The following is a 23,809-nucleotide window of genomic DNA, read 5'->3' as shown; positions in this document are numbered from 1 at the left end:
TGCCGCACTGTTTCGTGAGAAATGCTTTCGACATACTTCAACTCAACCAGGCGCTCTGCCAACAGACGCACTGTCCATTTTGCTTGTCCTTGAGGCGTTTCACCACAAGCAAGAGCAATCAGATGAGCTTCTTGCTCTCCATCGAGTAAGCGAGGTTTGGTGCGACTTGGAATCCGCCGTGATAGGGCAGCGTCCAACCCCGCTTCGACTAAGCGTTGGCGCACCCGTTCAATCGTAGAAACGCTAATGTCGAGTGCCTCACTAATGGCTTGATCTCGCCAGCCACCCCCTTGCTGATTGATGTCAGCTTTGAGCAGAATCCGAGCGTGATTGAGTTTGTAAGCCGATGTTTTACCCGTTGTCGTGAGGCGCTCTAGAGTTTCTCGTTCTTCAGGACTCAGAGCGACGATGTACTTCTTTTGAGGCATGATTGGTTCAGAGGTAGCTGCCGCTCTATTCTCTCCCATCTATCCACCAAAATAAAGTTGACAGCCTACTAGTATCCGCATTGTGCCAATGGTGCTGTCTGGAGCAGTGATAACAGGTAGGAGGCGCGATCGCACCTCTTGAACCACCTGATCAATCCCTGAACTTTCTAGTGGTATGGAAGATGGGCTAGGCGATCGCTGGGTTGAAATCAGCCGTTGTATTTCCTCATATAGCTCATCAAATGAAAATGATTTCTCCGGCAGTTTCAAGCCCTTAGCCAGTTGGTTCAACTTTTCTTGTCGGGGCTGATCAATCTCCCCATTAAGCAGTTTGGAAATATAGTCCGTACCCAAGTCACAACCCTTGGCGAATTGACGGTCGCTAAGACCTCTCTGCTTCAACAATTCTCTCAGTGCAGTTCCGAGCTTTCTAGATTCTTCGGGCTTATAAGTCATTCCAAGTTCAACCGTTGAATTCAATGGCAGTAGCAATTCAATAGAAAATCGGCAATCTTTCGCATTCTGGGGGACACATTTTATGTTTGGAATCAAGAGAGCGCTAGACCCATTGTTACTCAAGCGCTCTGAGATTCATCCCCCCACTTTCAAGGAATTAACTCTCATGGCTAATAGCTTTCGTTTCAAGTTGGCTTCTACTACTGCCATCTTTAAGGTCGCTAGTCGAGAACAATGCAGTAAGGCACATAGTCCTTCGCAGCAGGCAATACATAACAAAAAGAAATGGCTCGAAGTGACCGCTTTTGCGGTAGTGGGCACCGCTACCTTAATCAATCCCCAAGCAGGGGTTCTGCTGTTCTTGCTCCGCTTATGCTTTCATGTTTTGGCAGCGTTGCAAAGGGAAGATTCCGATCAGGAAGACAAAACTGACTATAAGTAGCTGTATCTGGGGGAGCTATTGTCGATCGCGCCCTCATCCATGCAGATATGCTAGAAAAGGCAATTTTACACTCTGGAGAATAGTGAAGTTAGGGAATTGCGCCAGATTAATTGCCGCTGATTAGTTGCTCGATCGCCTCAATGTTGGTTGGTAAGGCAACCGTCAGCACCTCCGTTCCGGTGGCTGTAATCAACACATCATCCTCAATCCGAATGCCGCGTACATCAGAGAACTCTGCTAAGCGCTCCCAGTTGACCACATCGCCATATTTTTCTCGACGATCGCGATCATTCAAAATTGCCGGAACTTGATAGAAACCGGGTTCGATCGTGACCAGCATTCCCGCCTGCAATGGGCGATTGAGCCGCAGGTAACCTAAACCAAAGCGATCGCTCCTTGTTCTGCCCTCGGCATAGCCTGCCAAGTCGCCAAAATCTTCCATGTCATGCACATCTAAGCCCAACAGGTGACCGATTCCATGGGGAAAAAAGAGCGCGTGAGCATCCATTTCCACTAAATCCGTAGGGTTGCCGCGCAAAATGCCCAAATCCACTAAACCTTCCGCAATTACCCTAGCGGCAGTCAGGTGAATCGCTTCATACTCAATGCCCGGTTTCATTGTGGCAATGCAGAGGTCATGCGCCAATAGCACAACTTCATAAATGGCGCGTTGAGTCGGTGAAAATCTGCCCGATACTGCCCAAGTGCGGGTGATATCCGCTGCCCAACCAGAAGCCGTTTCTGCCCCTGCATCTACCAGTAGCAGATCCCTGGCTTGCAATTCATGGTGATAGTGATGGTTGTGCAACACTTCGCCATGAACCGTGATAATGCTGGTATAAGCCGTGGTCATGTTGTTTGCCAGGATCACCTGCTCGATCGCCGCTTTCACGTCCGCTTCGGTTTTAGCGGTGCAGGTGGCTGCCATGCCTGCTTGATGTGCCGCAATGCTCACAGCAACCGCCTGACGAAGTTCCGCGATCGCCGCTACATCGTGGCTCATTCGCAAAGTCGCGATCGCGTGGATCAGCGCCAAATCGATGCCCTTAGCTTCAGGAGCGATCGCGATCGCCCGGTTCAACACTTGAGTTTGCCATTCATGAGTCCCCGGATCTTGCACCAGCACCGTGGCGCAGTCCTCCACCTTTGTTTGCAACTGTGCCAGGGGATAGGCGGCATCTGCACCAATTTGGTGGGCGATCGCGGTTCGGGCGGGCGACTCTCCATGCCACAGTGCACTGGCTGGACTGGCATCATCCATAAACAGCGTTAGCTTGCCCTGCTCCAACCGAATCGCAGCATTTTCTAAGGGCGAGCCAGCAAAATAGAGAAAATGGCTGCTTGCCCGAAATGGATAGGTATTTGCGGGAAAGTTGCGCGCACTGCTGCGCCCCGACCAGAGAATGACAGGAAGATCGATTAATTGAGATAACCTTTCTCGCCTTGCTTTCAGCGTTTCGGCAAGAGAGATTTGGTTAAGAGTTTGCATAATCTAAAGCGAACACAAGCGTTATCTCTCATCGTACTGTTTATCAAAAAAGCGTGATCGCGCATCCTTAACTTACGACACCGATTCCATTGGAGGATGTTCAGCGAACTCGTACAAAATCCGCCGCAAGTTAACAACACCCTCTCGATTTAGCTTCAACTCGTTGACCGTAGCGCGACCTGTAGCAGTTATCCCTATGACCACAGTAAAATTGTCGCTCCATTTAAAGTGATCACTCCAATTTTGAGTTCGAGGGTTATACAGCGGGATTAGCTCACCAGTCACCGGATCTCGCCCTTCTACCTTTGTGCCTTTGTGCCGATTACACCCGCCGCAAGACCACGCCAAATTCTCTAAAGAATCAGCACCACCCCGACTTTTGGGAAGAGTGTGTTCAACTTCAAAAGAGTCGAGTGAAAATTTATCTGGGCTACGGCAGTACTCGCAGCAACCCTTAGCTCTATCTGCAACAGACTTTCTTATTTGGGCGTTTCGATTCGTTGACATTTTGGCTTGAGTGATTGAGTGGACAGAGTTTTAGGAATTTGAAGGATTGGGGTGAGGGTGCTACTGGTGAAATCTTTTACGGAGGTTTCTTCGGAAATAACCTTTCAAATCTGGGCTTGTCTTGAGTTTTGAAACCATACGCTAATCGTAAACGTCCCCGAACTGCCCTTAAAAACCCGAAAGAGGCAGACCAGCTTGCGCCAATCTGCCTCTTTCGAGATCGAGACTTAAAAATATTCGGTTTCATAGATTTGAGGTTCGCTCTCAGTAAAGCTTCTGTACGACCAGCGACATTCTACACGATCTGCAAGGAGTAGGAAGTGCTGATTTCTAAATCTTGCATCAGCTTTGAGAGTGTTACGCCGCGCTGGTCTGCCAACTCGGCTAAAAGTTTGACTCGATCGACATTTAATTCTTCAATCTGCTCATTCAACTGAAGCAACTCTACACGTTCTTCTGGGGTCAACATTTCATCCGCAAGTTTTGCTCTCAATACATCAACCCGATCCCACAGTTCCGCAGGCAATCCTTGGTTAATTTTCAACAGTAGCTCTGATTCGGAGTGCGGCAGACTTGGTGCTCTGCGGTGTGCCCGTAGGACGATCGCTTGCGTAACAAACTCTTCCAAATCGGGTGTGCTTAACTCATTAACTGCTTCTAAAATCTCTTCTTTAGTCATGACTTAACACATTCACAGGTTTTCTAATGTTGCCATTCTACTAAACTTCGCTAATTTGCACTTTTGACCAGTACGCCATTCAAAAAGATTTCTGCCAAGGCTTCTGCCATTTCTTTCATTTCGGCAGCAGCGGCTCCAGGAGACATCACTGTACTTTGGCTAAATCCAGCAACCGCGAACATTCCCAAAAACACTCGCGCCACCATTTTAGGATTCATCGGACGATATACACCTTGATCCATGGCAGTCTGAAAAAAGGCTTCGGCAACATCGGTCATTTTTTCGATGACTTCGGTTTGAATGCGATCGCGCAAGTCAGGGTGAAACTGCGCTTCCATGAAGCAAACTTTAAGCATATCGGCATTTTCGTGCAGGTGCAGCATTCGTCGTCGCATCACCTGTGCCACCGCTTTATAGCTGCCCATGCCGCTGAGTTCTGTCAACAAATCGGTCAAGATATCAATCCAACCCTGAGTTGCCACCTCAATCAAAATGGCTTTTTTGTTCGTGAAGTGACGAAACAATGTGCCCTCTGCGACACCCGCCGCTTCTGCCAAATCTCGTGTAGTCGTGCCATCGTAGCCTTGGCGAGCAAACAGCTTTAAGGCTGACTTGAGAATGCGATCGCGGGGTTCAGATTCCGAAGCGGGGGCTTGATAGGATTGCATAGGTTTTACGACATTGCCCATGAACAAATTACTGACTTTAGTTGCACATCAGGTTAGCGCTATCTTGTAATATAAACGCCTCAAAGCGATCGCTGTGCCATAGATCATTACAAAATCTACTCAAGCCCAGCAGTTTTTCCGATATATTGGGTCGTCTGAAAAATGTTCTACTCAAATTTCAGTAGTTTTGCTCATAAAAAACTTGAGTGTTCTGGGCACTATGGCATTGTCAGGTAAAGAAAACCGACTTTTTGATTACAAATATCCTGAACACGATCGCCGATTGTTGTTACTAAACTGTAGAAGCTCACAATTAAATTCAGTTTGTCCAGTAATCTTTAACTGAATCTGTGTAGCAACCACCGGGGAAATAACCCACCAAAAGTGAGGAAAATAGGTATGGAAAGCTCACATTACGAGATTGAATCGCCACAAGCCGATCGCCTTATTTGGATTGCTTCTGAAATTTCAGCGAAGCCTCAAGAGATTCACCCCCCGTTGAAGGAACCATTTGCACCACTGAAGCCTATTCGGCAGTGGCTAGATGGCATTGAAATTAGCGATCGCGACACTGCTCATGTCTTCTGCTCCGTGATCCCCGCTCAATGTCCATTTGAGCGCACCATTAAATTCTTGGGTCGCCCCATTTTGCACATTCCACCCTTGTGTAAACTCAACCCGTTTTATGATGAAGTAGTTGGATTGCGTTTTCGCTCCCTCTGTTATTTAGCAGATGACTGTGGCGAAGATATTTCTCCCTACTGCTAAGATTCATCGCAATTCTCTTTTTGGAGCACCGCGTTCTTTCTCTAAATCCCTTGATTTAGCCCCTGTTTACCCACAGGCGATCGCGCTGCAAAATAGGAATTTGAATCACAAACTCTGCACCTTTGCCGGGAGATGAAAAGCAATCTAGCTTACCGCCATGTTTTTCGGCAATGATTTGATAGCTGATTGCCATTCCCATTCCCGTCCCTTTACCCACAGGTTTTGTGGTAAAAAATGGGTTAAAAACTTGTTTTTTAATGGCTTCAGGAATGCCAGATCCATTGTCAGCGATCGCGATTTTGACCCAGTGCGAAACAACAGACGTTTGAAGGGTGAGCCGTCCAGGGTTTTCTTCACGCTCCTGATAGGTTCGCTTAGCATTCAGTTCATCGATCGCATCGATCGCGTTTGCCAAAATATTCATAAACACCTGATTGAGTTGTCCGGCGTAGCATTCTACCAAGGGTAAATCGCCATAGTTTTTGATTACCTCAATCTCTGGGCTTTCAGGTTTAGCTTTTAGACGATGTTGCAAAATGAGCAACGTGCTATCCAGCCCTTCGTGCATATCAATTGCCTTGAAGTCAGCTTCATCCATGCGGGAGAAGTTCCGCAGCGACAGGACAATTTGACGAATGCGATCCGTGCCAATTTGCATTGAGCTAAGGAGTTTAGGCAAATCTTCTTGCAAAAATTCTAGGTCAATTTCTTCGGCTTCCTGAGCAATTTCAGCAGGTGGGGTGGGGTAGTGCTTTTGGTATAGCTGTATGTAGCTCAGCAGATTATGGGCGTAGTCCTGCACATGAGCAAGGTTGCCATAAATGAAGTTAACTGGATTGTTGATTTCATGGGCTATCCCCGCGACTAGCTGCCCCAAGCTAGACATTTTTTCGCTTTGCACAATTTGAACTTGAGATTGATGCAGTTTTTCCAAAAGATCTTGCAGTTGGCTGTTTTTGTTGCCTAATTCTTGGGTTCGTTCTTCAACTTTGCTTTCCAATGTTTGGCTATAGTCTGCAAGTTGTTGGTTGGCGGTTTGCTGCTGCTCTAGTAGCTGTTTCATCGAAGCAATCAATTGATTAAAAGAACGGGCAAGCGAACCAATTTCGTCGTTGCTATTCACGGGTGCTTGCAGGTCAAAATTTGACTCTTTGGTAGAACGTTGGGCAATTTGGGTTAATTTTTGAATAGGGTGGGCGATCGCCCGACTCGTTAAGATGGCTAGTAAACTGGCGATCGCGGCGGATAGAGCAATACTGCCTAGTACAATGATTTGAGCCAAATCACTAGATTGGTGAGAAACTTCTTCCGCTGCAATGGCTTCCTTATTGGATTGCTCAATCAGTTCTACTAAACTATCTGAAATTCCATCAAACTTGAGCGCAAGGTCGCTATTCGTGAAGTCTAGCAATATCTTTTGGGCTTGGGCACTATCATTTGGGGTAGCAAGATTAAGGTTACGAACTGCTTGAACGCGGCGATCGAGTTCCTGTAGATACCGATTTGGCACCGCTTGATTCGCTTGCAAGAAGCCTACTATTTTTTGGTGGTGGGCATGGTTTGCCCAAATTGACTGAATTGCCAAAAAGCGATCGAGTTCTGCCACAACCCGCTCAATTTCCTTTCTGTGTTCCAAAATATGAGCATACTCCTCATCAAAATCTTTTGGAATTTTAGCCAAGGGAATGAGTTGTTGCTGATGAGTTCGAGCTTGGAGAACACTGGTCTGAAGCTGACGAAGTAAGCTTAGTTCCTCTTGAGTGTGTTCTTCTTGATAAATGGCTTGGTTTTGATAATGCTTGCTAATATTAAAGCCGGCGATCGCGCCTGATGCAGCAATGCCAAGAGCAAGCACATATCCTATGCCAATTTTTTGCCCGACTGGTAAATGCGATAGCGAGAGCTTAAAGTTTATTTTTGACATACTGGTTCACTCGGATTTCATAGAACGCTTTCTCTAGTCATCCCTGTTTGAGTAAAATTTAAGTTAACAATCCCTTAAAAATAAATTTATTGACACTTGCTTTTTGAGTAAGCGAAAACGACTTGTAGATTGCGACGGCAGAGGTAGGGTAAATTCTAGAGCGCTAGATACAATAGATAAACGAGAGAAAATCACTCAGAGAGTAAAATTTGGGTGCTGTTGTAGTTTCAAACTAAAAGGAAAGAGCGCACCATGGCGATTATTGCTCTGAAAGCGTGGTATCTCCGAGAATATGAGCCAATTAAAGAGCTAGAAAAACGTCCCCATGATTTGCGTTTGAGCCGAAATAGCTTGTTGAAATCGGGCTTACGGGCAGATTTTTTGGATGATATTGACGAAGTTAGCCAGTCGGAATGGTTTCAGCGCTATCTGCAAGGCGACTTGATCGAGTTTTATATTGAAGGCAGCGGTGGTTACACCATAGCCAATATTGATCTTCGCAGCCATGAGATTTATTTTAACAAGCAAGAAGTCATGGCTCATTTAGAGCCAATTATTTATTTTTGCTATCAGACGGAGTTTCCTGACTCAAGCGAGTTGCTGCGCGATGAGTTGCAGTCTGTGATTGAGAAGCTGAATCAAAAATCTCGGTTGCCGATCGCGCTGAAGGAATCGCATCGCCTCACCGATGGCCCAGTTCGGTTGGATAGCACCCTCATGCGATCGCTGCGCCAAAGTTTGCTGTTTATTGCCGATACCACGGCGATCGCGCCCAATCCTGCTATCCCCAACCAAGTGCTACTTAGCCCGACAGTTTGTGTAGAAGTTGGCTACGCTTTACACAGCAAACGGTCTGAGCAGATTTTAGTGGCTCAAATGGAGCGAACCGATTTGCCAGGACAGTTTCCGCTCGATTTGCCTAGCCAGCAACGATTGCCATTTAAAGATAAATCTCAACTCCACAAAACCTTACCTGCTCTAGTAGAAACTCAGTTGCAGCGATTCAACTTGTTTTCTTAAAAATTAAGAATTGCTGACTGTAAGAATTTTGGCATTGCTGAATGCAGACATGATTTCCACTGATAGGGGTAGCGCCTTGTGCCTTCCCTGCCAGAGATGGAGGGCAACCACAAGGGATTGCCCCTACTAATTGCATCCCCAGATTCAGCAACACCGAATTTTAGTAGCGGGTTGTTATCTGATACTTTTTGCTTCAGTCTGGGCAAAGTGATTGTATCTGGCATTCCTGTTGGATAATGGCAATACACGAAACACAATAGACTCTATGACTCAAGCAACAGATGGATCGCCTGGAGAACAGCGGAAAAGCAAATATGCCCGTACCCCGTCTGAGTATGCGGTGCATCTCTTGATCGATGGGGGGCATCGGGAAGAAGTTCGCTTTGCCACTATTCAAGAGTTTCAAAAATGGTACAGCGGTGAATTGGTGCCCAAAGCCGCTTCCAGTGATTTTATTACGGTGCCAATCAAAAATATTCAGGGCGAATATATGGTGCTACGACCCTCGAAGGTGCTAGCGATTCGGGTAGAGCCTGTGTTTAGTTCTAGTGTGGAACGGTTCTAGAAAATTGATTATACGATTTTGGGCGATTCTCATGAGAGATCCGCTTTGCGGAATCGCGATCAGTGCCTTCAGCATTCTGGGACTGTTGGGGATAGATCATAGGCTTGTGGCTGCAACTCCTAGAGTTGAACCGACTATAAAAACTGCTGTCAAGCCCAAGCCACTGATTTCAGTCGCTTTTCCAAAAAATTTGGGGTTAGATCTGCAATTGTTTGGCATGGGGCGGCAAAGTGGCGATCGCAAAACTCTTGTGGCAGCGATTGACCACAGCTTGCGATATTTAGGAACCCAAAAGGCGATCGCGGATTATGGCAAGCTTACGACAAACGGCATCACAGTTGACCGAGTGCGGCGTAGTTTGCAACGATTCCGCTCTCTGATAATCACTAGCAAATCGGCGGCAGAACTGCAAACCGCAATCCAGCGCGAGTTTGCTTTTTATCAGGCAACAGGCAAAGATGGCAAAGGAACCATCGACTTCACGGGCTATTTTGAACCCGTCTATGCAGCAAGTCGCACGGCAACAAACGAGTTTCGCTACCCCATTTTTCGGCTGCCCTCCACTTTTTCTGGCTGGTCAAAACCCCATCCCACCCGCGCTACCTTAGAAGGAGCCGACGGGTTACAGTTTGCCAAAGGGTCGCTGAAAGGGGCAGAAATCGCTTGGTTGCGCGATCGCCTAGAAGCCTTTTTGATTCAGGTACAGGGTTCCGCTCGGCTCAACCTTACAGACGGCAGCACGATGACAGTGGGCTATGCCGGAAGTACAAATTACCCTTACACGGGCATTGGGCGCGAACTGGTGAAAGCAGGCAAATTCAAACTAGAAGAACTAACCCTGCCTTTGCTGACTCAATACTTTCGAGATAACCCGTCTGAGATGAACGTGTATTTACCGCGCAATCAGCGATTTGTCTTCTTTAAAGAAACTCAAGGTTCACCGGCTATGGGCAGTATTGGCGTACCTGTGCTACCAGAGCGATCGATCGCCACCGATAAAACCTTGTTTCCTCCTGGCGCTTTGGCAGTAATTCAAACTCAAATTCCGCAGAAAACCACAACTGGCAAGCTACTACAGCAACCTGCAACCCGCTACGTGCTAGATCAAGATACGGGTAGCGCGATTAAAGGCGCAGGGCGGGTCGATGTGTTTATGGGAACGGGAGTTTTGGCAGGCGATCGCGCAGGATTGATCAACTCCAACGGTCAGCTTTATTATCTTCTGCTCAAAAAGTAGGATTGTGGACGCTGCTGAATGCAAAGATGATTTCTAGAATGTCTGGGTAGTCTTGTGCCTACCCAGACAAAGCTGAGGGCAACCACAAGGAATTGCCCCTACACAAAACACCCTACGCCTCAATCACCACGCGCAAATTGCCGCGTTTCTTGGAAACCCGGCAGGCAGTCGTGCCATTAGAGCGCTCAAATTCTAGATCCAACAAAGTCGGACCTACCCGCAAATTGTGCAACGAAAGTTGATTAATTGAAGGCGGCAACGCCGGATCAATAATTCGCAGGGTGTTATTGGGCGCATCAGGCACTAAGTTGACCATCATTTGCAGCAGTTGAAAAACGCTACCCGTTGCCCAAGCTTGGGGCGAACAGGCAACCGGATACTGCACCGGTTCACCGCCATCCGAGCGTTCAAAGCCGCAAAACAGTTCTGGCGGACGTTGGTAGGGCTGGTGGTGGGTCATATCCAAAATTCCTTGAGCCAACTCCAGCGCTTGATCGATCAAGCCTAAAGAGCGCAACCCGATCGCCGTCAAAGCATTGTCATGGGGCCACACCGAACCAATGTGATATCCCATAGGATTGTATGCCGGAGAAAGACTGCTGAGGGTGCGAATGCCCCAGCCGTTAAACATATCCGGGGCGCGGAGCCGTTCGGCAACACTATACGCTTTTTCGGGGGTGAAGATGCCCAAGTTAAGGCAATGCCCAGGGTTAGAGGAAATGCTATCTACGGGGTTGCCGTCTCCATCAAGAGCGATCGCGCAGTAGTCTTGGTCTTCCATCCAAAAATCGCGATTAAACCGAAATTTGAGATCACGGGCTTCCTCTTCCCACTGGTCGGCTAGATCGATGCGCTTTTTCATCCGGGCAATTTGGGCAAGCCGGATTTTGGCAGCGTACACATAACCCTGCACTTCACACAGGGCGATCGCTCCTTGAGCCAGTTGCCCTTGCCGATTCACAATGCAGTCATCGGAATCTTTCCAACCTTGGTTATCTAACCCGCGACTCGATTTGCGATCGTAGATAAGATAGCCAGTCTGCTTGCGACCCCGATCAATCCAATCCATTGCCGCCAGCGCATTACCCCACAACTGGTCTAGCGTTTCATGATCTGCCGTCCAAGCAAAATATTCAGAATAGAGCATCAACCAGAGTGGCGTAGCATCTACGGTGCCATAGTAAGGCGTATGAGGGATTTCCTGGCAGCGTGCCATCTCCCCAAAGCGAATTTCGTGTAAGATTTTGCCCGGTTGCTCATCTCGCCATTCATCCTCTTGTTTGCCTTGATAGTAAGCCAGAATTTTCAAGGTTTCACGAGCAACTTGCGGATCTAACATCAAGATTTGAGAGGCAGCAATGATGGAATCACGCCCAAACAGAGTCGAGAACCAGGGCACGCCTGCTGACAGTGCTTTTCCTTTGTTAAAAGACTGCCGCAGCAGGTAAACATCTTGTTCAGCTTGCTCGATGATTTGATTAAACGTGTTTTTATCGGAGCGAATGGAAGTAACCTGCTGGTGCCAAGTTTGTTCTTCCATCAATTCTGCTGCTTTTGCCTGCATTAATGTTGTGGGAGCGCTGACCGTTGAGGCAGAGCGTCCATTTACAAGAGCTTGCAGGCGATATCCGAGGCGTTGGGTTTCGTGAGACTCGAGTTCTAATTGCCAAATGGCAGTGTCCCCTTTAAATTGATCGGGTTGGCGATCGACAAAAGAAATCCGCGATTCGATCAAAGCACCATCAAGCCCTTGGTAGGCAAGAATAAGTTCAAAGTTAGCAGCGTCATGGGCATGAAGTGGTAGAGAGGTCGAAAATGAAGCAGTGCTTTCTAGCTCTGGGTTCGCTTCAGTTTGACTCTCGGTTTCTAACTCTTTATCCGGCTGCTTTTCAAGTAAGGGAGGCATAAGCCGCAGCCGATGCCCTCTATGCTCTCGATTAAAGCCACGAATTTCAAACAGGTCTACAAAATCCGCATCAAAACTGAGGCTTAGTTCAAAGCTAACCGGGTTGGTACTGTAGTTAGAAACTTCAATTTCCTCAAAGAGTCCACCGTTAATCACAATCTCTCGCTTAATGCCAATAGATTCGGCTTTGATGCGATCGCCCAATGTAGGATTCGTACATAGCACGGACAGCACAAATCCTTTATCTGCCGTACTGCTTAGCAGAGTCGGCGATCGCCCCTCAATTTGCAATTCTAAGCGGCTCAGAAAGCGAGTATCTGAACAGTACAAACCCATACTGCTGCTGCGATCGTCGTTCGTGCAACCGCCAACATTACCCAAAATATCGGTCAACAAAAAGAGATCATCATCTTTGAGCGTTAAGTGAGCTTGAGGACGTTCGCTCAAAACACACGCCCACTCAGGCTGGGGAAGCTGATCGGCTCGAACAAACTGTCGTCCGCCGATTTCAATGGTTTCCAAAGTCATACCATCCATAGGTTGGAAAGAACTGTCGATATAAGGATGAAGCATTGTCGTATCGGGAAAAACCAAAAAGCACGCAAGCTTAGCGTAGCAAACCGTTAAGGTCGATGCCGTTCCAAATGAAATATTAGAGGATTCAAATACTTCAAATGCATAGCAACGGATGAATAGGTTAGGACACAAAAATCCTTGAGAAGGCAGGAAAATCAGATGGTTGTTGTCTTGACCTTTCCTCGTACTTTTGATGTATAAATTTCTGCTGACTTTTTACTTTTCACCTCCCTCCTTATGCCTCCCTAAGCGGCTCGAAATCGGGAGTGTTGCTTGAGTGTGTCAGTCTGAAAGTTCTGAATCCACTTCAGCAATTGATCTGAACATTCGTTTTCAGTGGGGCGGAGCAACAACGCAGTATATTGAGTGCGCTGTTTGACGATGATTGCGAGGTATTCTTGTCCTTCAATAGTGGCATGGTGAAAATTTTCAAGCTGCAAGGAAGACATCAGCAGCGATCGCAAGCCAAGCGCTTGAAAAATGGTTTGAACCCAACTCATATTGGTGCTTTCAAGAGTAGTGAAATACTCCTTCGGCAGACCATTTACATCAAAAATGGCGGCACCAATAATATCGTCAAGATAGGATAGGGCTGGACTTGCTAACAGTGTAGAAGATGTTAACTCAGCATTCGTTGGCGAAAGAGGCATCGGTTTATCTTTCAACTGGTGAGGGCGATCGCTGAAGAATTTGGCTTGTGGTGATTGCAGCACATGTTGTATTCAGCACTTAAAACAATCCTAGTGGTTTTAGGGTTTGATTCAGTGATTTGCTGAAAACTCTCAACATCACTCAAGCAACTAATAGTTTGTAGTTTAAACAACTATTTAGGCTCTTGCGACCGTAAAATCCCGCAGCCAGTAAACTTATGTCGAATGCAATTCACTCCACCGGTGCTGCAAATCTGAAATCGTAAAGACCGCTTGAAAGGGAATCTCTGCTTGCCGATAGCATTCTGCGCCACCCTGAAGCCGATCGACTAACGCCAGTACGCCATTTACTTGATAACCCGCAGCGCGCAGGCGATCGACGGCTTTCAATGCAGACTGCCCGGTCGTTACCACATCTTCTAAAACGGTGACTGAGCTTTTTTCTGGCAAACTAGGACCCTCAACATACGCCATTGTGCCATGCCCTTTGGCTTCTTTTCTAACGATCAACGCTGCTAGCGATCGCCCTTCATAGGCAGCTACCACACTGGTTGCCGTCACCAACGGGTCGGCTCCCAAGGTCAACCCGGCAACCGCAATAGATTCAGGCGGCACCATTGCCAGCATTAACCTGCCAACCGCCACGCCCCCTTGAGGGTGAAGCGTCACCTGTTTGCCATTGATGTAATAAGAACTGGGTTGCCCAGACGACAAAACAAAATCCCCTTCTTGATAGGCAACTTGACAAAACAGATCTAGGAGTTCTTGGCGAAGCGCAGGTAATTCGAGCGTTGAAAATGACAAGGATAGCGGCATAAATATTTAAAAATAATGTGAGATAAATTGATATGGAGCGAAGGCATTCAACTGAAATTGCAAAAAAGCTCTCCCCAGAAAAACAGTCTCCCAGTCCGTTCGTCTGCATGATCCAATAGTCCAGAACTATCGTAAAAATAAACTCATAAAATTGATCCAAATTGATGTCATGAATTTAGAAACTCATGAGTACAATTGAAAGGCTAACGAGTAGATATTAGTCGGTTTGCTTAAAAAAGCAGCCAAAAATTGCGATTGTTTTTGAAAAAGTGCCCATCCTAAGTCTACCTATCTAAGTAACCAACCATTGAGAAACTTGAGGAGTTATCGCATGAATTTTGAGAGTCGTTTTATCGCTATTGGCTGTCGTTCTGCGATCGCAGGATTGGTAGCCGCTACAGTTGGAATTGGGTTTTCTACTGCCGCGATCGCCCAAGAGTTTCCACTGGTTTCAGGAGTTCCCTTTGGAGAACTTCCCCAAAAATTTGATGATGCTTTTTTCAGCAACGGTCGCAATTTTTATGACAGCCGTACTCTTGGAGGACAACTCAAATTTCTTTTTGGTCCTTTCTCCGAAAACAATATCGCTCGTGATGGGAAAGCAATCAATGAACTCTATCGAGAAGTCCTATATAAACAAGTCAATTCAGGTCCAATCATTCGCACAGTAGATTTACCGACCCCTTTTCAATACTCTGTACGTGACCTACCCTCCTCAGTTGTAGTCCTACCCAATGACACAGCACCACCCCCAGTAATCCTATTTCCCCAAACGCCACAACCAGAAGTAAAACCGATTCCCCAAAGTCCAGTTCCAGGGCTTTGGTAAGCCTGCAACAGCAGCTAATTTTAGGTGTACAACATCTTCTCTAGGTAGATTGAGTAGAGCCGTAACCCGCTTTAACGGGCAACTCATCAGTCAAGCTACTGTAGAGGCTAACAGTATTAAATTAATCCAGGGTGCAGGAGTTGAACCTGCCTGGGGCGAATTATGAGTTCGCTGCCTAAACCGCTCGGCCAACCCTGGGTTTTGCATCTATTGTATATTGATTTTCAACTTTGGTTGCTTTTGCAAACACTCTGTTTACTTAGAGCAATTCGCCAGACTTCAAATAGCTGGGCACCCGACTTTAAATTGTAAAAGGGTTAACCGCGTATTCTTTCCACCTGCGTTGATACCACTCGGCAACATAAGGACGAACCGTAAATTGGGGAGGAGATCCGTCTTTTACGTCAATCCGAATAAAAGAGTAAGGGCGGCGTTTCTGAGAACCTTGTCCACTGCGACCTATAAATAATTTCGAGTGGGCAACTGGATAGGGATGTCCCAGGTTTTCTAATAGTTCTGAGCCTTCAAGTCGCTGCCGCCGTAGACTAAAACCACTGCCACCGCAAACGATCCAGTTCATGTCAGAATCTGCGTGTTTTGTGTTGGCTGTGCGGAGATATTCCAAACAATGGGCATGACCGTTAATCACTAAATCAACGATTGGGCGATCGCCCGCTTTTTTACTTACGGCTTTGGCAACCGCATCTAGCACTTGCCGTAAGCGATGACGGATTGCTAAGGTTTGCGCTTGATGCCATTTGGTCGCCTCGGTTACGTAGGGCGGATGGTGAAAGTAAAGAATGCGCCCCCTCACCGAGTCCGTGTTCCAGGATTTGATCAAGCGTTGCTCTAGCCATTCCAACTGTTCGCGATCGCTGAAGCTAGTCTCATCTACAGTGAGTTGTTTCGTAATATCGCGAATAATTTCCGCTAATTGCTCTACCTTTGCCTGAATGTCATTCCACTGTTCTTCCTGTTCAGGCTGTTTGCAATCTAGGCGATCGGCTTGTTCAAGCAGCGATCGCTGTTCCTGCTCCAGTTCATTCCGTTTTTGAGAGAGTGCCTGTCGTGCCTCTTCTCCAGCCAGATTTTTGGGTAAGGGCAAGGGCGCGTTAAAGGTATTAGAATCTAGTGCAAAAAAATCAATTCCTCCTGCCTGAAATGTATAGTAGCGATTGGGCAAGCGAGTAAATTCTCCAGGTTGATAGCGCAGGCATCGCCCCGCATCAGTTTTCGCGGTGTAGTGTTGGTCAAGATGGTGTTCTAGCTCTGCATCGGTGTTGAACCGCTTCAAATAATCTAAAAAGGCTTGAGCATAGGCATTTCCTTGCCCAGAGCCATGCCAGCCTATATCCAAATCGAGTCGATCTCGAACTAGGTATCGAAAGGGAGAAGCCGCTTGAGCGATCGCCCCAGACCACCAAGGCATATCGTAATAATCATGGTTTCCTGGAATTGGCAGAAAGGGTTGGTTGAAAGTCATTTGATCGTAAGTGATGCGACTAGGGCGATCGCCGCCGGCTAAAAACTCACGATAGGGTTCAATAAAATTTTTGGGATAATATTCGCTAGAGCCAACTAAATAGATGACATCGCCTGTATGCAGCACAAAGCGGCAGTCTTGACGATGAGGCAACATTTGTTCAGCAATTTTCCGTTGAGGATTGTGTCCTCGATGGTAGCCGGAACCCGTGTCGCCAATCACCATAAAGGAAAAATCAGGGCTGTCATCACTCCCGTCATCTAGCACCAGCGTAGTTTGATCAATATTTTTCTGAGCGATTAAGCGATCGCGCCAACGAACCCGCTGCTGCATTTTGGCAATCTTCGTCGCGCTATCTGGATCGATTACAAAAGTCATTCCTACACCCGCTCCACTTACAGGTCACTATCCACGATTTGCTTCAGCAATAGATCGACCCATAGTTTTATCTCTAAACAAAGCTATAAATTAAGTCAGAATGACCTCACCCTACGCGAAACTTACCCCTTCAAACAAGCTTTAGGATCACCAACGTCTTTCAACAGTCCAACACCAGAATGACAACGCAGAGCAACTACTTCCATGTAGAAACTTTGTATATTCAGCGATATCTCAGTGAAAAACGTCGGACTTCGTTCGCAGTTTCCTTACGTAAATTCATTGGCTCATACTCATACAACTCTTGCCACACCACATTAATCGGCATTAGCACACCCTCATTCGCGCTAATAATAGGATATTCACAACCGGGATAGTCTTCTCTGATAACCCAACGCCCTGCTACTCGATGTCGCATAACCTCACCCACATAGGCGACTAGATTGTCGTATAGTTCCGCTTGAATTTTTTCCAGTCCATGATCCTCAGCTTTTCTAGATACAATATCTAAGCTTTTATAGGAAGAATCTAGCTGATCGGGTGAAATGTTTAGACAGCCGATTAGCTCATCGATTAATTCAGGAATCTTGTTAATAAGCTCTACTTTGTGCTTTGAATAATACTTCCAATGACTTACAGAATTGCCGCGACCATGAACATAGTCTTCTCTAACCCTCTGATGCCAGCGAATCCAGTGTAAAAAATGATCTCTAGAGTAAATGTCGCCTTTGCCAGGGAGGGAAATTCCTTTAGGGTCAAAAACAAACAGAAACCTATCACCGATTAATTCATAGACTTGAGGTTGATTTTTGTATCCAGTGCTGTAGGTTTCCTCAAAAAAATCTGTAAATTCTGTATGCAGCGTTCCCTCAGATTCTATGAGTTCTTGAACCTGCTGCTTGGTAAGCCGTTTTGCATTCAAAGATTTTTTCTTTCCCATCTTTAAGCAAACACCGATTTAAGGAATAGCCTAAGTCGAGTCTAGAGAAGTGTAGCACTCGACAAAAGGCGATCGCCCTAATTCTGCCTAGCGCGATCGCGTTTGCGCCCGTTGCCCCGTACCATAAGAATGCCAATCATTCGGTTTTTCGGTACATGCCTACTCCCCCACTAACGCTTAATCTCATTGAAGGATCGGTTTCGTTGCAGTTTGCTCCTGAAGCCGCCCACACGCTACAAACTCACATTGCTGAGTTAATGACTAGCCTCAAAATTGTTGCGACCAAAGGGTCGCCTGCAACCAAACCAAAGCCGCAGAAACCGATGGAGTATCGATATACCGGGGATGTTTTTCTAGAAATCTTCTGTAATCCCAATATTTGGTCTTCGCCCTTTGCCGCAAAAGTGCTGATCACCCTTAGAGACGATCGCATTCGCCTGACCACTGAAGCCGAGCTTAGCCGCTTGGTAGACGACGTGAACCAATATCTAGATCAAGCTAGTTAGAATCGCGATATCTCAGGCAGAAATTAGCAAGATTACAGTAGAATCGTTGCAGTTTTTCATTCAGAACTTTTATAGTTTCTGTGAAAAGCTTTGATTGAAAAGCGATCGCTGCACAGACCCTACGCCAAATATTTAGAAGATATTTAGAAACCATTCCCTTGATACTTAAGGAACCACACCTCATGAATTCTGAGACATTAATTCAGCTACTGCAAAATGGTTTTCGTGTCACGCTAGGGGCAACGGCATCCTTGATTGAAGTAGTTCAAGACCCACAAAAACGACATGAAAACCTATCGAAACTTCGCCAAGAATGGAGTCAACTTGCCGATGAATGGGCAGTTAAGGGAGAATCAACTGAGCAAGACGCGCGTAATTTTGTAGACACCGTTTTAAGTCAACGCCGTGCCCAAAACGATTATCCACCAACGGCAACTGTGCCTACCTCAGCCGCTCCTGGTGTACAAACTGAAATACAGGAACTTACTGCTCAAATCGCCACCATTCGAGCAGAACTTGAAAAGCTAAGAAACCAAGAGTAGCAAAACAACTTCAGCCAATTCAAGATCTGGTGAGTAACTTGCTTGCCAAATCTTGAATGTGTTGATGCGTCTTCAAACTGGGATCTCTTCAAACTGAGATCAAAATAGCGGGAGTGGTAGATGAATGAATGCAGATTAGCCGCTAATCGTTTTCCCATTTTTCGGAACCCATTAGGTCACCGATCCGATCTCTCAGTAGAAAATTGCAGCGCTCTAACTCACATTCAATCCATGCCCACTCACGAGCAGGAATATACTGACACAGGATATAGATCGGTTGATGTCGGCTCACTAGCCCTTCTTGAACCAGTTGACGAGCCTCGTCTTGAATGACAGGTAAGGAATACTGAATTGATTGAAGCATAATCACCCTTCTAAGCTTCGTAGCAAATCAAAACGACAAGTAGCACTATTGAACGAATCAAGAGAGTAGATAAAATTTAAGTTTTTTAAAGTGTAGAAAAATTATTCGGGGACAGGAAGAATTTCTATCTGTAGCCTGATATACCGTATAAGTTGTATTTTTACGCCAATCTTCTTCTGAGTATATTAAGAAAACTTACAAAAGTCACTAAACCTTGACTAATATCTGGTTGGATTCTTTGTTTCAGTTTGGTTGAATAGCGGAATTGTTTTCAGCCTTAAAGGTGCTGGTAGAGCTTTTGTATTCTAGTTAGCTAATTAGGATTAGCAAGTTACAAAGCATCGCTTTTCTATTCTTTTAAAGTTTTCGCTTTTGCTTCAGGTAGCTAGTTGACGGCGATCGCTCAATTCCACAGCCAATTCGATCGCCGCTTTCATGCTAGTAGCATCTGCAATTCCTTGTTTGGCGATATCAAAGGCGGTGCCATGATCAGGTGAAGTTCGGACGAAGGGTAACCCAATCGTGGTGTTGACAGCCCGATCGAACGCCATAAGTTTAACCGGAATCAATCCTTGATCATGATACAAAGCGAGGTAAGCATCACAATAATTTTGAGTTTTGAGTTTTGAGTTTTGAACATTCTTCGCAATGCTTTCCTTGCGGGATATCTCTGTTCCAAACCAAGCTTGTCCAGGCTTGACCCAGAGTGTGTCGGGTGGCACGGGTCCTTCTAAAGTGATTGTGGAAAAGCGATCGCGCATCTGATTGAGCCAAGGGATCAGCCAATTTTGTTCTTCATGCCCTAGTTGCCCCTGTTCACCACTATGTGGATTGAGTCCCGCGAGCGCAATATGGGGAGTTTCTAAGCCAAAATCCTGCTGGAGACAGTCGAGTAACAACTCTAGTTTCTGCGTCATTAACTCTGCTGTTAGGGTTGCAGAAACCTGTTTCAAGGGAATGTGCGTGGTTGCTAGAAGAGTTCGTAATGTCCAGCCCGTGTAAGGCGATCGCGCCACAAACAACATGCCAAAGCGGGTAGCTCCGGCTCGTTCAGCCAACAGTTCGGTTTGTCCTGGATAATGGTGTCCAGCCGCTTTCCACGCCGATTTTGCGATCGGTGCCGTGACAATGGCATCAAAATCACCAGAGAGCGTCTGGGCGATCGCCTGCTCCAAAAATTGAAAACTAGCTGCACCACTAGCTGCATTACCGCTACCTAAGTGAATCTGCCCCCCAATTTTTGGATCGAGTTCAACATCCCATAGAGTTAAACTATCTGGATTTGCCAATGGGTCTTCCATACCTGTGTCTAGCAAATCGGAATACGTTTTTTCTACCAATCGGCGATCGCCAATCAAAGTAATCTCACAGCGTTGGTGAATCTGCGGATTGGCTAGAGCTTTTAAGATCACTTCACTGCCAATTCCAGCCGGGTCACCCAAAGGAATTGCCAAGCGAGGACGAAACAGAGGATTGGAGGGTTTGTCCATTGTTACTGGAAGTAGGATCAATCTAGTTTAGAATTTTGGATAAGTAGTGATACTTGTATTACACGATTGACACGATTTAATTAACGCGATCGCATAAGGAGCAATCAGTTCATGGGAGAAATTTTTACCGCTGCTATTTTGGCATCTAGCCTAATTTTAGTGGGGTTAGGACTAGGATTTGTCATGTTGAAAGTCCAAGGCGGCGAAGAGTAAACAGCCTAGTTGAAGGATGAATACTCTTTTCTGAAGCGATCGCTTCATCCTTCGACAACTAGCTTTTAGGAATCTTCAGGTTCATCTAAATGCTCAGCAACTTCACGATATAGGTTCAGAACGTGACTATCTTTTAGACAGTAGAACACATTCCGCCCTTGACGACGATAGCCAACCAGCCGCATAGTGCGGAGAGTCCGCAGTTGATGAGAAACAGCAGACTCAGTCATTTTTACCGCCGCTGCCAAATCACACACGCACAATTCCTGAAGCGCCAAAGCAGACAGAATTCTTAAACGATTCCCATCGCCCAATAAGCTAAAGAACTCTGCCATCCGTTGAGATTTTTCTAAACTTAAAATATCCCGGTGAATTTGGTGAACCTGATTGAGATCAACAGGATGGGCTATGGTGCAATTGGGAACATTCATTCGACTTTGTTCAATTTCTTTTGAAGAAAGATTTATAGCTGTTTGCTTAAGATTAGGCATGTTCAGAGAAGCATCAATATATAAAGATGGCTTAGTTTATCCTTAGACTAACGTAAAGCATCTGAAATGTTATCGATTCACCGACACAGCATCCAACGGTACAGCACACTACTTTATATATTTCTCATTTACTTGGACAATAGTAACCAAGCACCCATGATTCCTGTGAATTATAAAATGATGCCTAAGAGAATCCGGTTGTTTGCATGAACTGCTGACATGAATTGTTGAAAAGAAAATTAAAAAATCAAAGTTATTCCGCAAATTTTCTTAGGATATTCATCAATTCTGATAGTATCTTAGTAAAAGTTAAAATTTCGTTACTTAACCCCTCATGAAACTCTTAGTTATTGGTGCCACAGGTACTTTAGGAAGACAGATCGCCCGACGAGCATTAGATGAGGGGTATGAAGTTCGCTGCTTGGTGCGAAGTCAGAAGAAAGCAGCCTTCTTAAGGGAATGGGGCGCTGAACTTGTACCGGGAAATTTGTGTAAGCCTGAATCACTACCGCCTGCATTGGAAGGAGTTTCAGCAGTGATTCATGCCGCAACTGCCAGAGCAACTGACTCTTTGAGCATTCGACAAGTAGATTGGCAAGGGAGCGTCAATTTAATTCAAGCGGCAAAGGCTGCAAACGTGGAGCGGTTCATTTATCTATCGATCTTGGATGCCGAAAAATATCCTAAAGTGCCGCTATTAGAAATTAAGCGGTGTGTTGAACACTATTTAGCTGAATCTGGCTTAAATTACACCATTCTTCGTCCTTGTGGTTTTTTGCAAGGATTGATTGGTCAGTATGCGATTCCGATGCTGGAAGGGCAATCGATTTGGGTGATGGGAACTGCTTCGCCAACGGCATATATGGACACCCAAGATATTGCAAAATTTGCGATTCAAGCATTGAAGGTGCCTGAAACTGAGAATAAGTCTTTTCCGGTCGTGGGTTCGCGGGCATGGAGCGCCGATGAACTAATTCAGCTTTGTGAGAAGTTGTCAGGACGAGATGCCAAAATTACGCGCGTTCCTATCGGTGTCGTCCGATTTACGCGCCAAGTGACTCAGTTTTTCCAATGGACTTGGAATATTGCGGATCGATTGGCTTTTGCTGAAGTGATTGCTACGGGTAAGCCGTTAGTAGCACCCATGGACGAAACTTACACGGCTTTTGGGCTTGATCCAAGTGATACGACTACAGTAGAAAGCTATTTACAAGAGTACTTTGAGCGGATTATGAAAAAGCTGCGCGAGTTAGATTATGACAAGCAGAAAAAGCAAAAGAAAAAATCAGACAAGGTGGATAAGCAGCGGAATTATCCTCGTTTCTAGCGATCGCACCTTTCCCTTACAGATAATTATTTTCCCTTGTGAATGATTAACTGAGAAGCGATCGCGTGGATTACCGAGAATGGTATAGTCCCTTATACCGATTTATTAGCCCTTAGCCAAACTTTGACGTGCCTAAAGCTGGCATCATTTACAACGATATTAAACCCGCTGCTTGTCGCATTGCCGAAGAAATTAAAGACAAGCTACTTTCTCGTGGCTGGGAGGTTCACTTGGCTACGGGAGTTGGTGGAATTTTGGGCTATTCAAACCCCAGTGGTCCCGTTTGTAATACGCCGATCGATAGTCTAAATCCTCCTGGTTTCGATCGCGATATGACTTTTGCCGTTGTTTTAGGCGGAGATGGCACCGTGCTGTCTGCCTGCCGACAATTGGCTCCCTATGGTATTCCACTGCTGACGGTGAATACCGGGCACATGGGTTTTTTAACTGAAACCTATGTCAACCATCTACCGCAAGCCTTGGAAGCGGTTCTATCGGATCTTTACCATGTTGAAGAGCGATCGACGCTGCGAGTGCAACTTTTTCGAGACCAACATTTATTGTGGGAAGCTCTATCCCTCAATGAGATGGTGATCCATCGAGAACCTCTAACGAGCATGTGCCATTTTGAGGTAGAAATTGGTCGTCATGCACCTGTGGATATTGCGGCGGATGGGCTAATTATTTCTACTCCAACTGGATCAACGGCTTATTCGCTGTCAGCCGGCGGACCTGTGATCACGCCCGGTGTTCCTGTTCTTCAATTGGTGCCGATTTGCCCCCACTCGCTTGCCTCCCGTGCCTTGGTGTTTGCGAATAGTGAACCTGTGACTATTTTTCCTGCCAATACGACTCGGCTGGTCATGGTGGTTGATGGCAATGGCGGCTGTTATGTGCTGCCAGACGATCGCGTCCGAATTGAGCGATCGCCCTATAATGCCCGGTTTATTCGCTTGCAACCCCCAGAGTTCTTTCATATCCTGCGCGAAAAACTAGGGTGGGGATTGCCCCATATCGCCAAGCCAACCTCAGTTGAACTGCCCTAACTAAAGAACAGAAAATTAGGGAACAGAAATCAAACTAGTAGAGTCAGATTAAACTGAAAATTTACACCA

General features: G+C 46.1%; 26 protein-coding genes and 1 tRNA gene. 11 read left to right on the top strand and 16 right to left on the bottom strand.

Going from position 1 to position 23,809, the window contains the following annotated elements; translation table 11 throughout:
* Both AB3R30_RS02675 and AB3R30_RS02670 read right to left on the bottom strand, forming a co-directional pair.
* On the bottom strand, window positions 1-467 hold a 467-nt coding region (locus tag AB3R30_RS02675; RefSeq protein WP_458647594.1), incomplete at its 3' end, for a helix-turn-helix domain-containing protein.
* Complete coding sequence (locus AB3R30_RS02670) at window positions 468-884, bottom strand: helix-turn-helix domain-containing protein (protein WP_458647593.1); 417 nt, start codon at window positions 882-884, stop codon at window positions 468-470. It abuts the gene before it with no gap.
* A 166-nt stretch (window positions 885-1,050) separates the two neighbouring features.
* On the opposite strand from AB3R30_RS02670, the gene AB3R30_RS02665 reads away from it, so the two are divergent.
* Window positions 1,051-1,326: a hypothetical protein gene (locus tag AB3R30_RS02665; protein ID WP_458647592.1), complete on the top strand. Its 276-nt coding sequence runs from the start codon at window positions 1,051-1,053 to the stop codon at window positions 1,324-1,326.
* Between the two features lie 106 nt (window positions 1,327-1,432).
* Here the strand turns inward: AB3R30_RS02665 and AB3R30_RS02660 are convergent, their stop codons facing one another.
* The 4 genes from AB3R30_RS02660 to AB3R30_RS02645 form a co-directional block, all read right to left on the bottom strand.
* Complete coding sequence (locus AB3R30_RS02660) at window positions 1,433-2,815, bottom strand: aminopeptidase P family protein (RefSeq protein ID WP_458647591.1); 1,383 nt, start codon at window positions 2,813-2,815, stop codon at window positions 1,433-1,435.
* 72 nt (window positions 2,816-2,887) lie between these two features.
* Window positions 2,888-3,322 (bottom strand): HNH endonuclease, encoded by a 435-nt coding sequence (locus tag AB3R30_RS02655; protein ID WP_458647590.1) that lies wholly within the window; start codon window positions 3,320-3,322, stop codon window positions 2,888-2,890.
* 295 nt (window positions 3,323-3,617) lie between these two features.
* Window positions 3,618-4,001: an STAS/SEC14 domain-containing protein gene (locus AB3R30_RS02650; protein WP_458647589.1), complete on the bottom strand. Its 384-nt coding sequence runs from the start codon at window positions 3,999-4,001 to the stop codon at window positions 3,618-3,620.
* 50 nt (window positions 4,002-4,051) lie between these two features.
* Window positions 4,052-4,669 carry a TetR/AcrR family transcriptional regulator gene (locus AB3R30_RS02645; RefSeq protein ID WP_458647588.1) on the bottom strand — a complete coding sequence of 206 codons (618 nt, stop codon included), beginning with the start codon at window positions 4,667-4,669 and terminating at the stop codon, window positions 4,052-4,054.
* Between the two features lie 399 nt (window positions 4,670-5,068).
* Between AB3R30_RS02645 and AB3R30_RS02640 the strand changes: the two genes are divergently transcribed.
* Entirely contained in the window at window positions 5,069-5,437 is a 369-nt protein-coding gene (locus tag AB3R30_RS02640) for a Mo-dependent nitrogenase C-terminal domain-containing protein (protein ID WP_458647587.1), read from the top strand.
* Between the two features lie 55 nt (window positions 5,438-5,492).
* Here the strand turns inward: AB3R30_RS02640 and AB3R30_RS02635 are convergent, their stop codons facing one another.
* Window positions 5,493-7,361 carry a sensor histidine kinase gene (locus AB3R30_RS02635; RefSeq protein WP_458647586.1) on the bottom strand — a complete coding sequence of 623 codons (1,869 nt, stop codon included), beginning with the start codon at window positions 7,359-7,361 and terminating at the stop codon, window positions 5,493-5,495.
* Window positions 7,362-7,613: 252 nt separating this feature from the next.
* Here AB3R30_RS02635 and AB3R30_RS02630 point away from each other — a divergent pair, with 252 nt between their 5' ends.
* The 3 genes from AB3R30_RS02630 to mltA all read left to right on the top strand — a co-directional run bounded on the left by AB3R30_RS02630 (window position 7,614) and on the right by mltA (window position 10,183).
* Window positions 7,614-8,381, top strand: a complete 768-nt coding sequence (locus AB3R30_RS02630) for a hypothetical protein (protein WP_458647585.1) — start codon at window positions 7,614-7,616, stop codon at window positions 8,379-8,381.
* 265 nt (window positions 8,382-8,646) lie between these two features.
* Complete coding sequence (locus AB3R30_RS02625) at window positions 8,647-8,946, top strand: hypothetical protein (RefSeq protein ID WP_458647584.1); 300 nt, start codon at window positions 8,647-8,649, stop codon at window positions 8,944-8,946.
* A 31-nt stretch (window positions 8,947-8,977) separates the two neighbouring features.
* Entirely contained in the window at window positions 8,978-10,183 is a 1,206-nt protein-coding gene (mltA, locus tag AB3R30_RS02620; RefSeq protein WP_458647583.1) for a murein transglycosylase A, read from the top strand.
* Between the two features lie 112 nt (window positions 10,184-10,295).
* Here the strand turns inward: mltA and AB3R30_RS02615 are convergent, their stop codons facing one another.
* The 3 genes from AB3R30_RS02615 to pyrE all read right to left on the bottom strand — a co-directional run bounded on the left by AB3R30_RS02615 (window position 10,296) and on the right by pyrE (window position 14,131).
* Window positions 10,296-12,662 carry an amylo-alpha-1,6-glucosidase gene (locus tag AB3R30_RS02615; protein ID WP_458647582.1) on the bottom strand — a complete coding sequence of 789 codons (2,367 nt, stop codon included), beginning with the start codon at window positions 12,660-12,662 and terminating at the stop codon, window positions 10,296-10,298.
* 248 nt (window positions 12,663-12,910) lie between these two features.
* The gene (locus AB3R30_RS02610) at window positions 12,911-13,378 is read right to left on the bottom strand and encodes a hypothetical protein (RefSeq protein WP_458647581.1); all 468 of its coding nucleotides are present in this window, start codon (window positions 13,376-13,378) and stop codon (window positions 12,911-12,913) included.
* A gap of 153 nt (window positions 13,379-13,531) precedes the next feature.
* The gene (gene pyrE, locus AB3R30_RS02605) at window positions 13,532-14,131 is read right to left on the bottom strand and encodes an orotate phosphoribosyltransferase (protein ID WP_458647580.1); all 600 of its coding nucleotides are present in this window, start codon (window positions 14,129-14,131) and stop codon (window positions 13,532-13,534) included.
* A gap of 331 nt (window positions 14,132-14,462) precedes the next feature.
* Between pyrE and AB3R30_RS02600 the strand changes: the two genes are divergently transcribed.
* Complete coding sequence (locus AB3R30_RS02600; protein ID WP_458647579.1) at window positions 14,463-14,960, top strand: hypothetical protein; 498 nt, start codon at window positions 14,463-14,465, stop codon at window positions 14,958-14,960.
* A 125-nt stretch (window positions 14,961-15,085) separates the two neighbouring features.
* Here the strand turns inward: AB3R30_RS02600 and AB3R30_RS02595 are convergent.
* The 3 genes from AB3R30_RS02595 to AB3R30_RS02585 form a co-directional block, all read right to left on the bottom strand.
* Window positions 15,086-15,158 (bottom strand) — tRNA-Ile (locus AB3R30_RS02595).
* A gap of 103 nt (window positions 15,159-15,261) precedes the next feature.
* Entirely contained in the window at window positions 15,262-16,821 is a 1,560-nt protein-coding gene (locus tag AB3R30_RS02590; RefSeq protein ID WP_458647578.1) for a metallophosphoesterase family protein, read from the bottom strand.
* A 223-nt stretch (window positions 16,822-17,044) separates the two neighbouring features.
* Window positions 17,045-17,743 carry a hypothetical protein gene (locus AB3R30_RS02585; RefSeq protein ID WP_458647577.1) on the bottom strand — a complete coding sequence of 233 codons (699 nt, stop codon included), beginning with the start codon at window positions 17,741-17,743 and terminating at the stop codon, window positions 17,045-17,047.
* 173 nt (window positions 17,744-17,916) lie between these two features.
* Between AB3R30_RS02585 and AB3R30_RS02580 the strand changes: the two genes are divergently transcribed.
* Together AB3R30_RS02580 and AB3R30_RS02575 are read left to right on the top strand one after the other, a co-directional pair.
* Window positions 17,917-18,267 carry a hypothetical protein gene (locus tag AB3R30_RS02580; RefSeq protein ID WP_458647576.1) on the top strand — a complete coding sequence of 117 codons (351 nt, stop codon included), beginning with the start codon at window positions 17,917-17,919 and terminating at the stop codon, window positions 18,265-18,267.
* Between the two features lie 182 nt (window positions 18,268-18,449).
* Window positions 18,450-18,809, top strand: coding sequence for a hypothetical protein (locus AB3R30_RS02575; protein ID WP_458647575.1), 360 nt, complete (start codon window positions 18,450-18,452; stop codon window positions 18,807-18,809).
* A 142-nt stretch (window positions 18,810-18,951) separates the two neighbouring features.
* On the opposite strand, the gene AB3R30_RS02570 is transcribed toward AB3R30_RS02575, so the two are convergent.
* On the bottom strand, window positions 18,952-19,173 hold the full coding sequence (locus AB3R30_RS02570; protein ID WP_458647574.1) for a DUF4327 family protein: 222 nt from the start codon (window positions 19,171-19,173) through the stop codon (window positions 18,952-18,954).
* Between the two features lie 377 nt (window positions 19,174-19,550).
* Window positions 19,551-20,663 (bottom strand): 4-hydroxythreonine-4-phosphate dehydrogenase PdxA, encoded by a 1,113-nt coding sequence (gene pdxA / locus AB3R30_RS02565; protein ID WP_458647573.1) that lies wholly within the window; start codon window positions 20,661-20,663, stop codon window positions 19,551-19,553.
* Window positions 20,664-20,774: 111 nt separating this feature from the next.
* Here pdxA and petM point away from each other — a divergent pair, with 111 nt between their 5' ends.
* Window positions 20,775-20,876 carry a cytochrome b6-f complex subunit PetM gene (gene petM / locus AB3R30_RS02560; RefSeq protein ID WP_458647572.1) on the top strand — a complete coding sequence of 34 codons (102 nt, stop codon included), beginning with the start codon at window positions 20,775-20,777 and terminating at the stop codon, window positions 20,874-20,876.
* Between the two features lie 65 nt (window positions 20,877-20,941).
* Here petM and AB3R30_RS02555 read toward each other — a convergent pair whose 3' ends face one another.
* Complete coding sequence (locus tag AB3R30_RS02555; RefSeq protein ID WP_458647571.1) at window positions 20,942-21,307, bottom strand: ArsR/SmtB family transcription factor; 366 nt, start codon at window positions 21,305-21,307, stop codon at window positions 20,942-20,944.
* A 394-nt stretch (window positions 21,308-21,701) separates the two neighbouring features.
* Between AB3R30_RS02555 and AB3R30_RS02550 the strand changes: the two genes are divergently transcribed.
* Together AB3R30_RS02550 and AB3R30_RS02545 are read left to right on the top strand one after the other, a co-directional pair.
* A complete protein-coding gene (locus AB3R30_RS02550) occupies window positions 21,702-22,694 on the top strand; it encodes an SDR family oxidoreductase (protein WP_458647570.1) in 993 nt (330 codons plus the stop codon).
* Window positions 22,695-22,822: 128 nt separating this feature from the next.
* Window positions 22,823-23,740 carry an NAD(+) kinase gene (locus tag AB3R30_RS02545; protein ID WP_458647569.1) on the top strand — a complete coding sequence of 306 codons (918 nt, stop codon included), beginning with the start codon at window positions 22,823-22,825 and terminating at the stop codon, window positions 23,738-23,740.
* Window positions 23,741-23,809: the final 69 nt, after the last annotated feature.

Origin of the sequence: Sivoneniella epilithica UHCC 1019 (assembly GCF_040830845.1) — a bacterium.
GTDB lineage: Bacteria > Cyanobacteriota > Cyanobacteriia > Leptolyngbyales > Leptolyngbyaceae > ULC077BIN1.
This window is presented reverse-complemented; position numbering and strand designations above follow the sequence as displayed.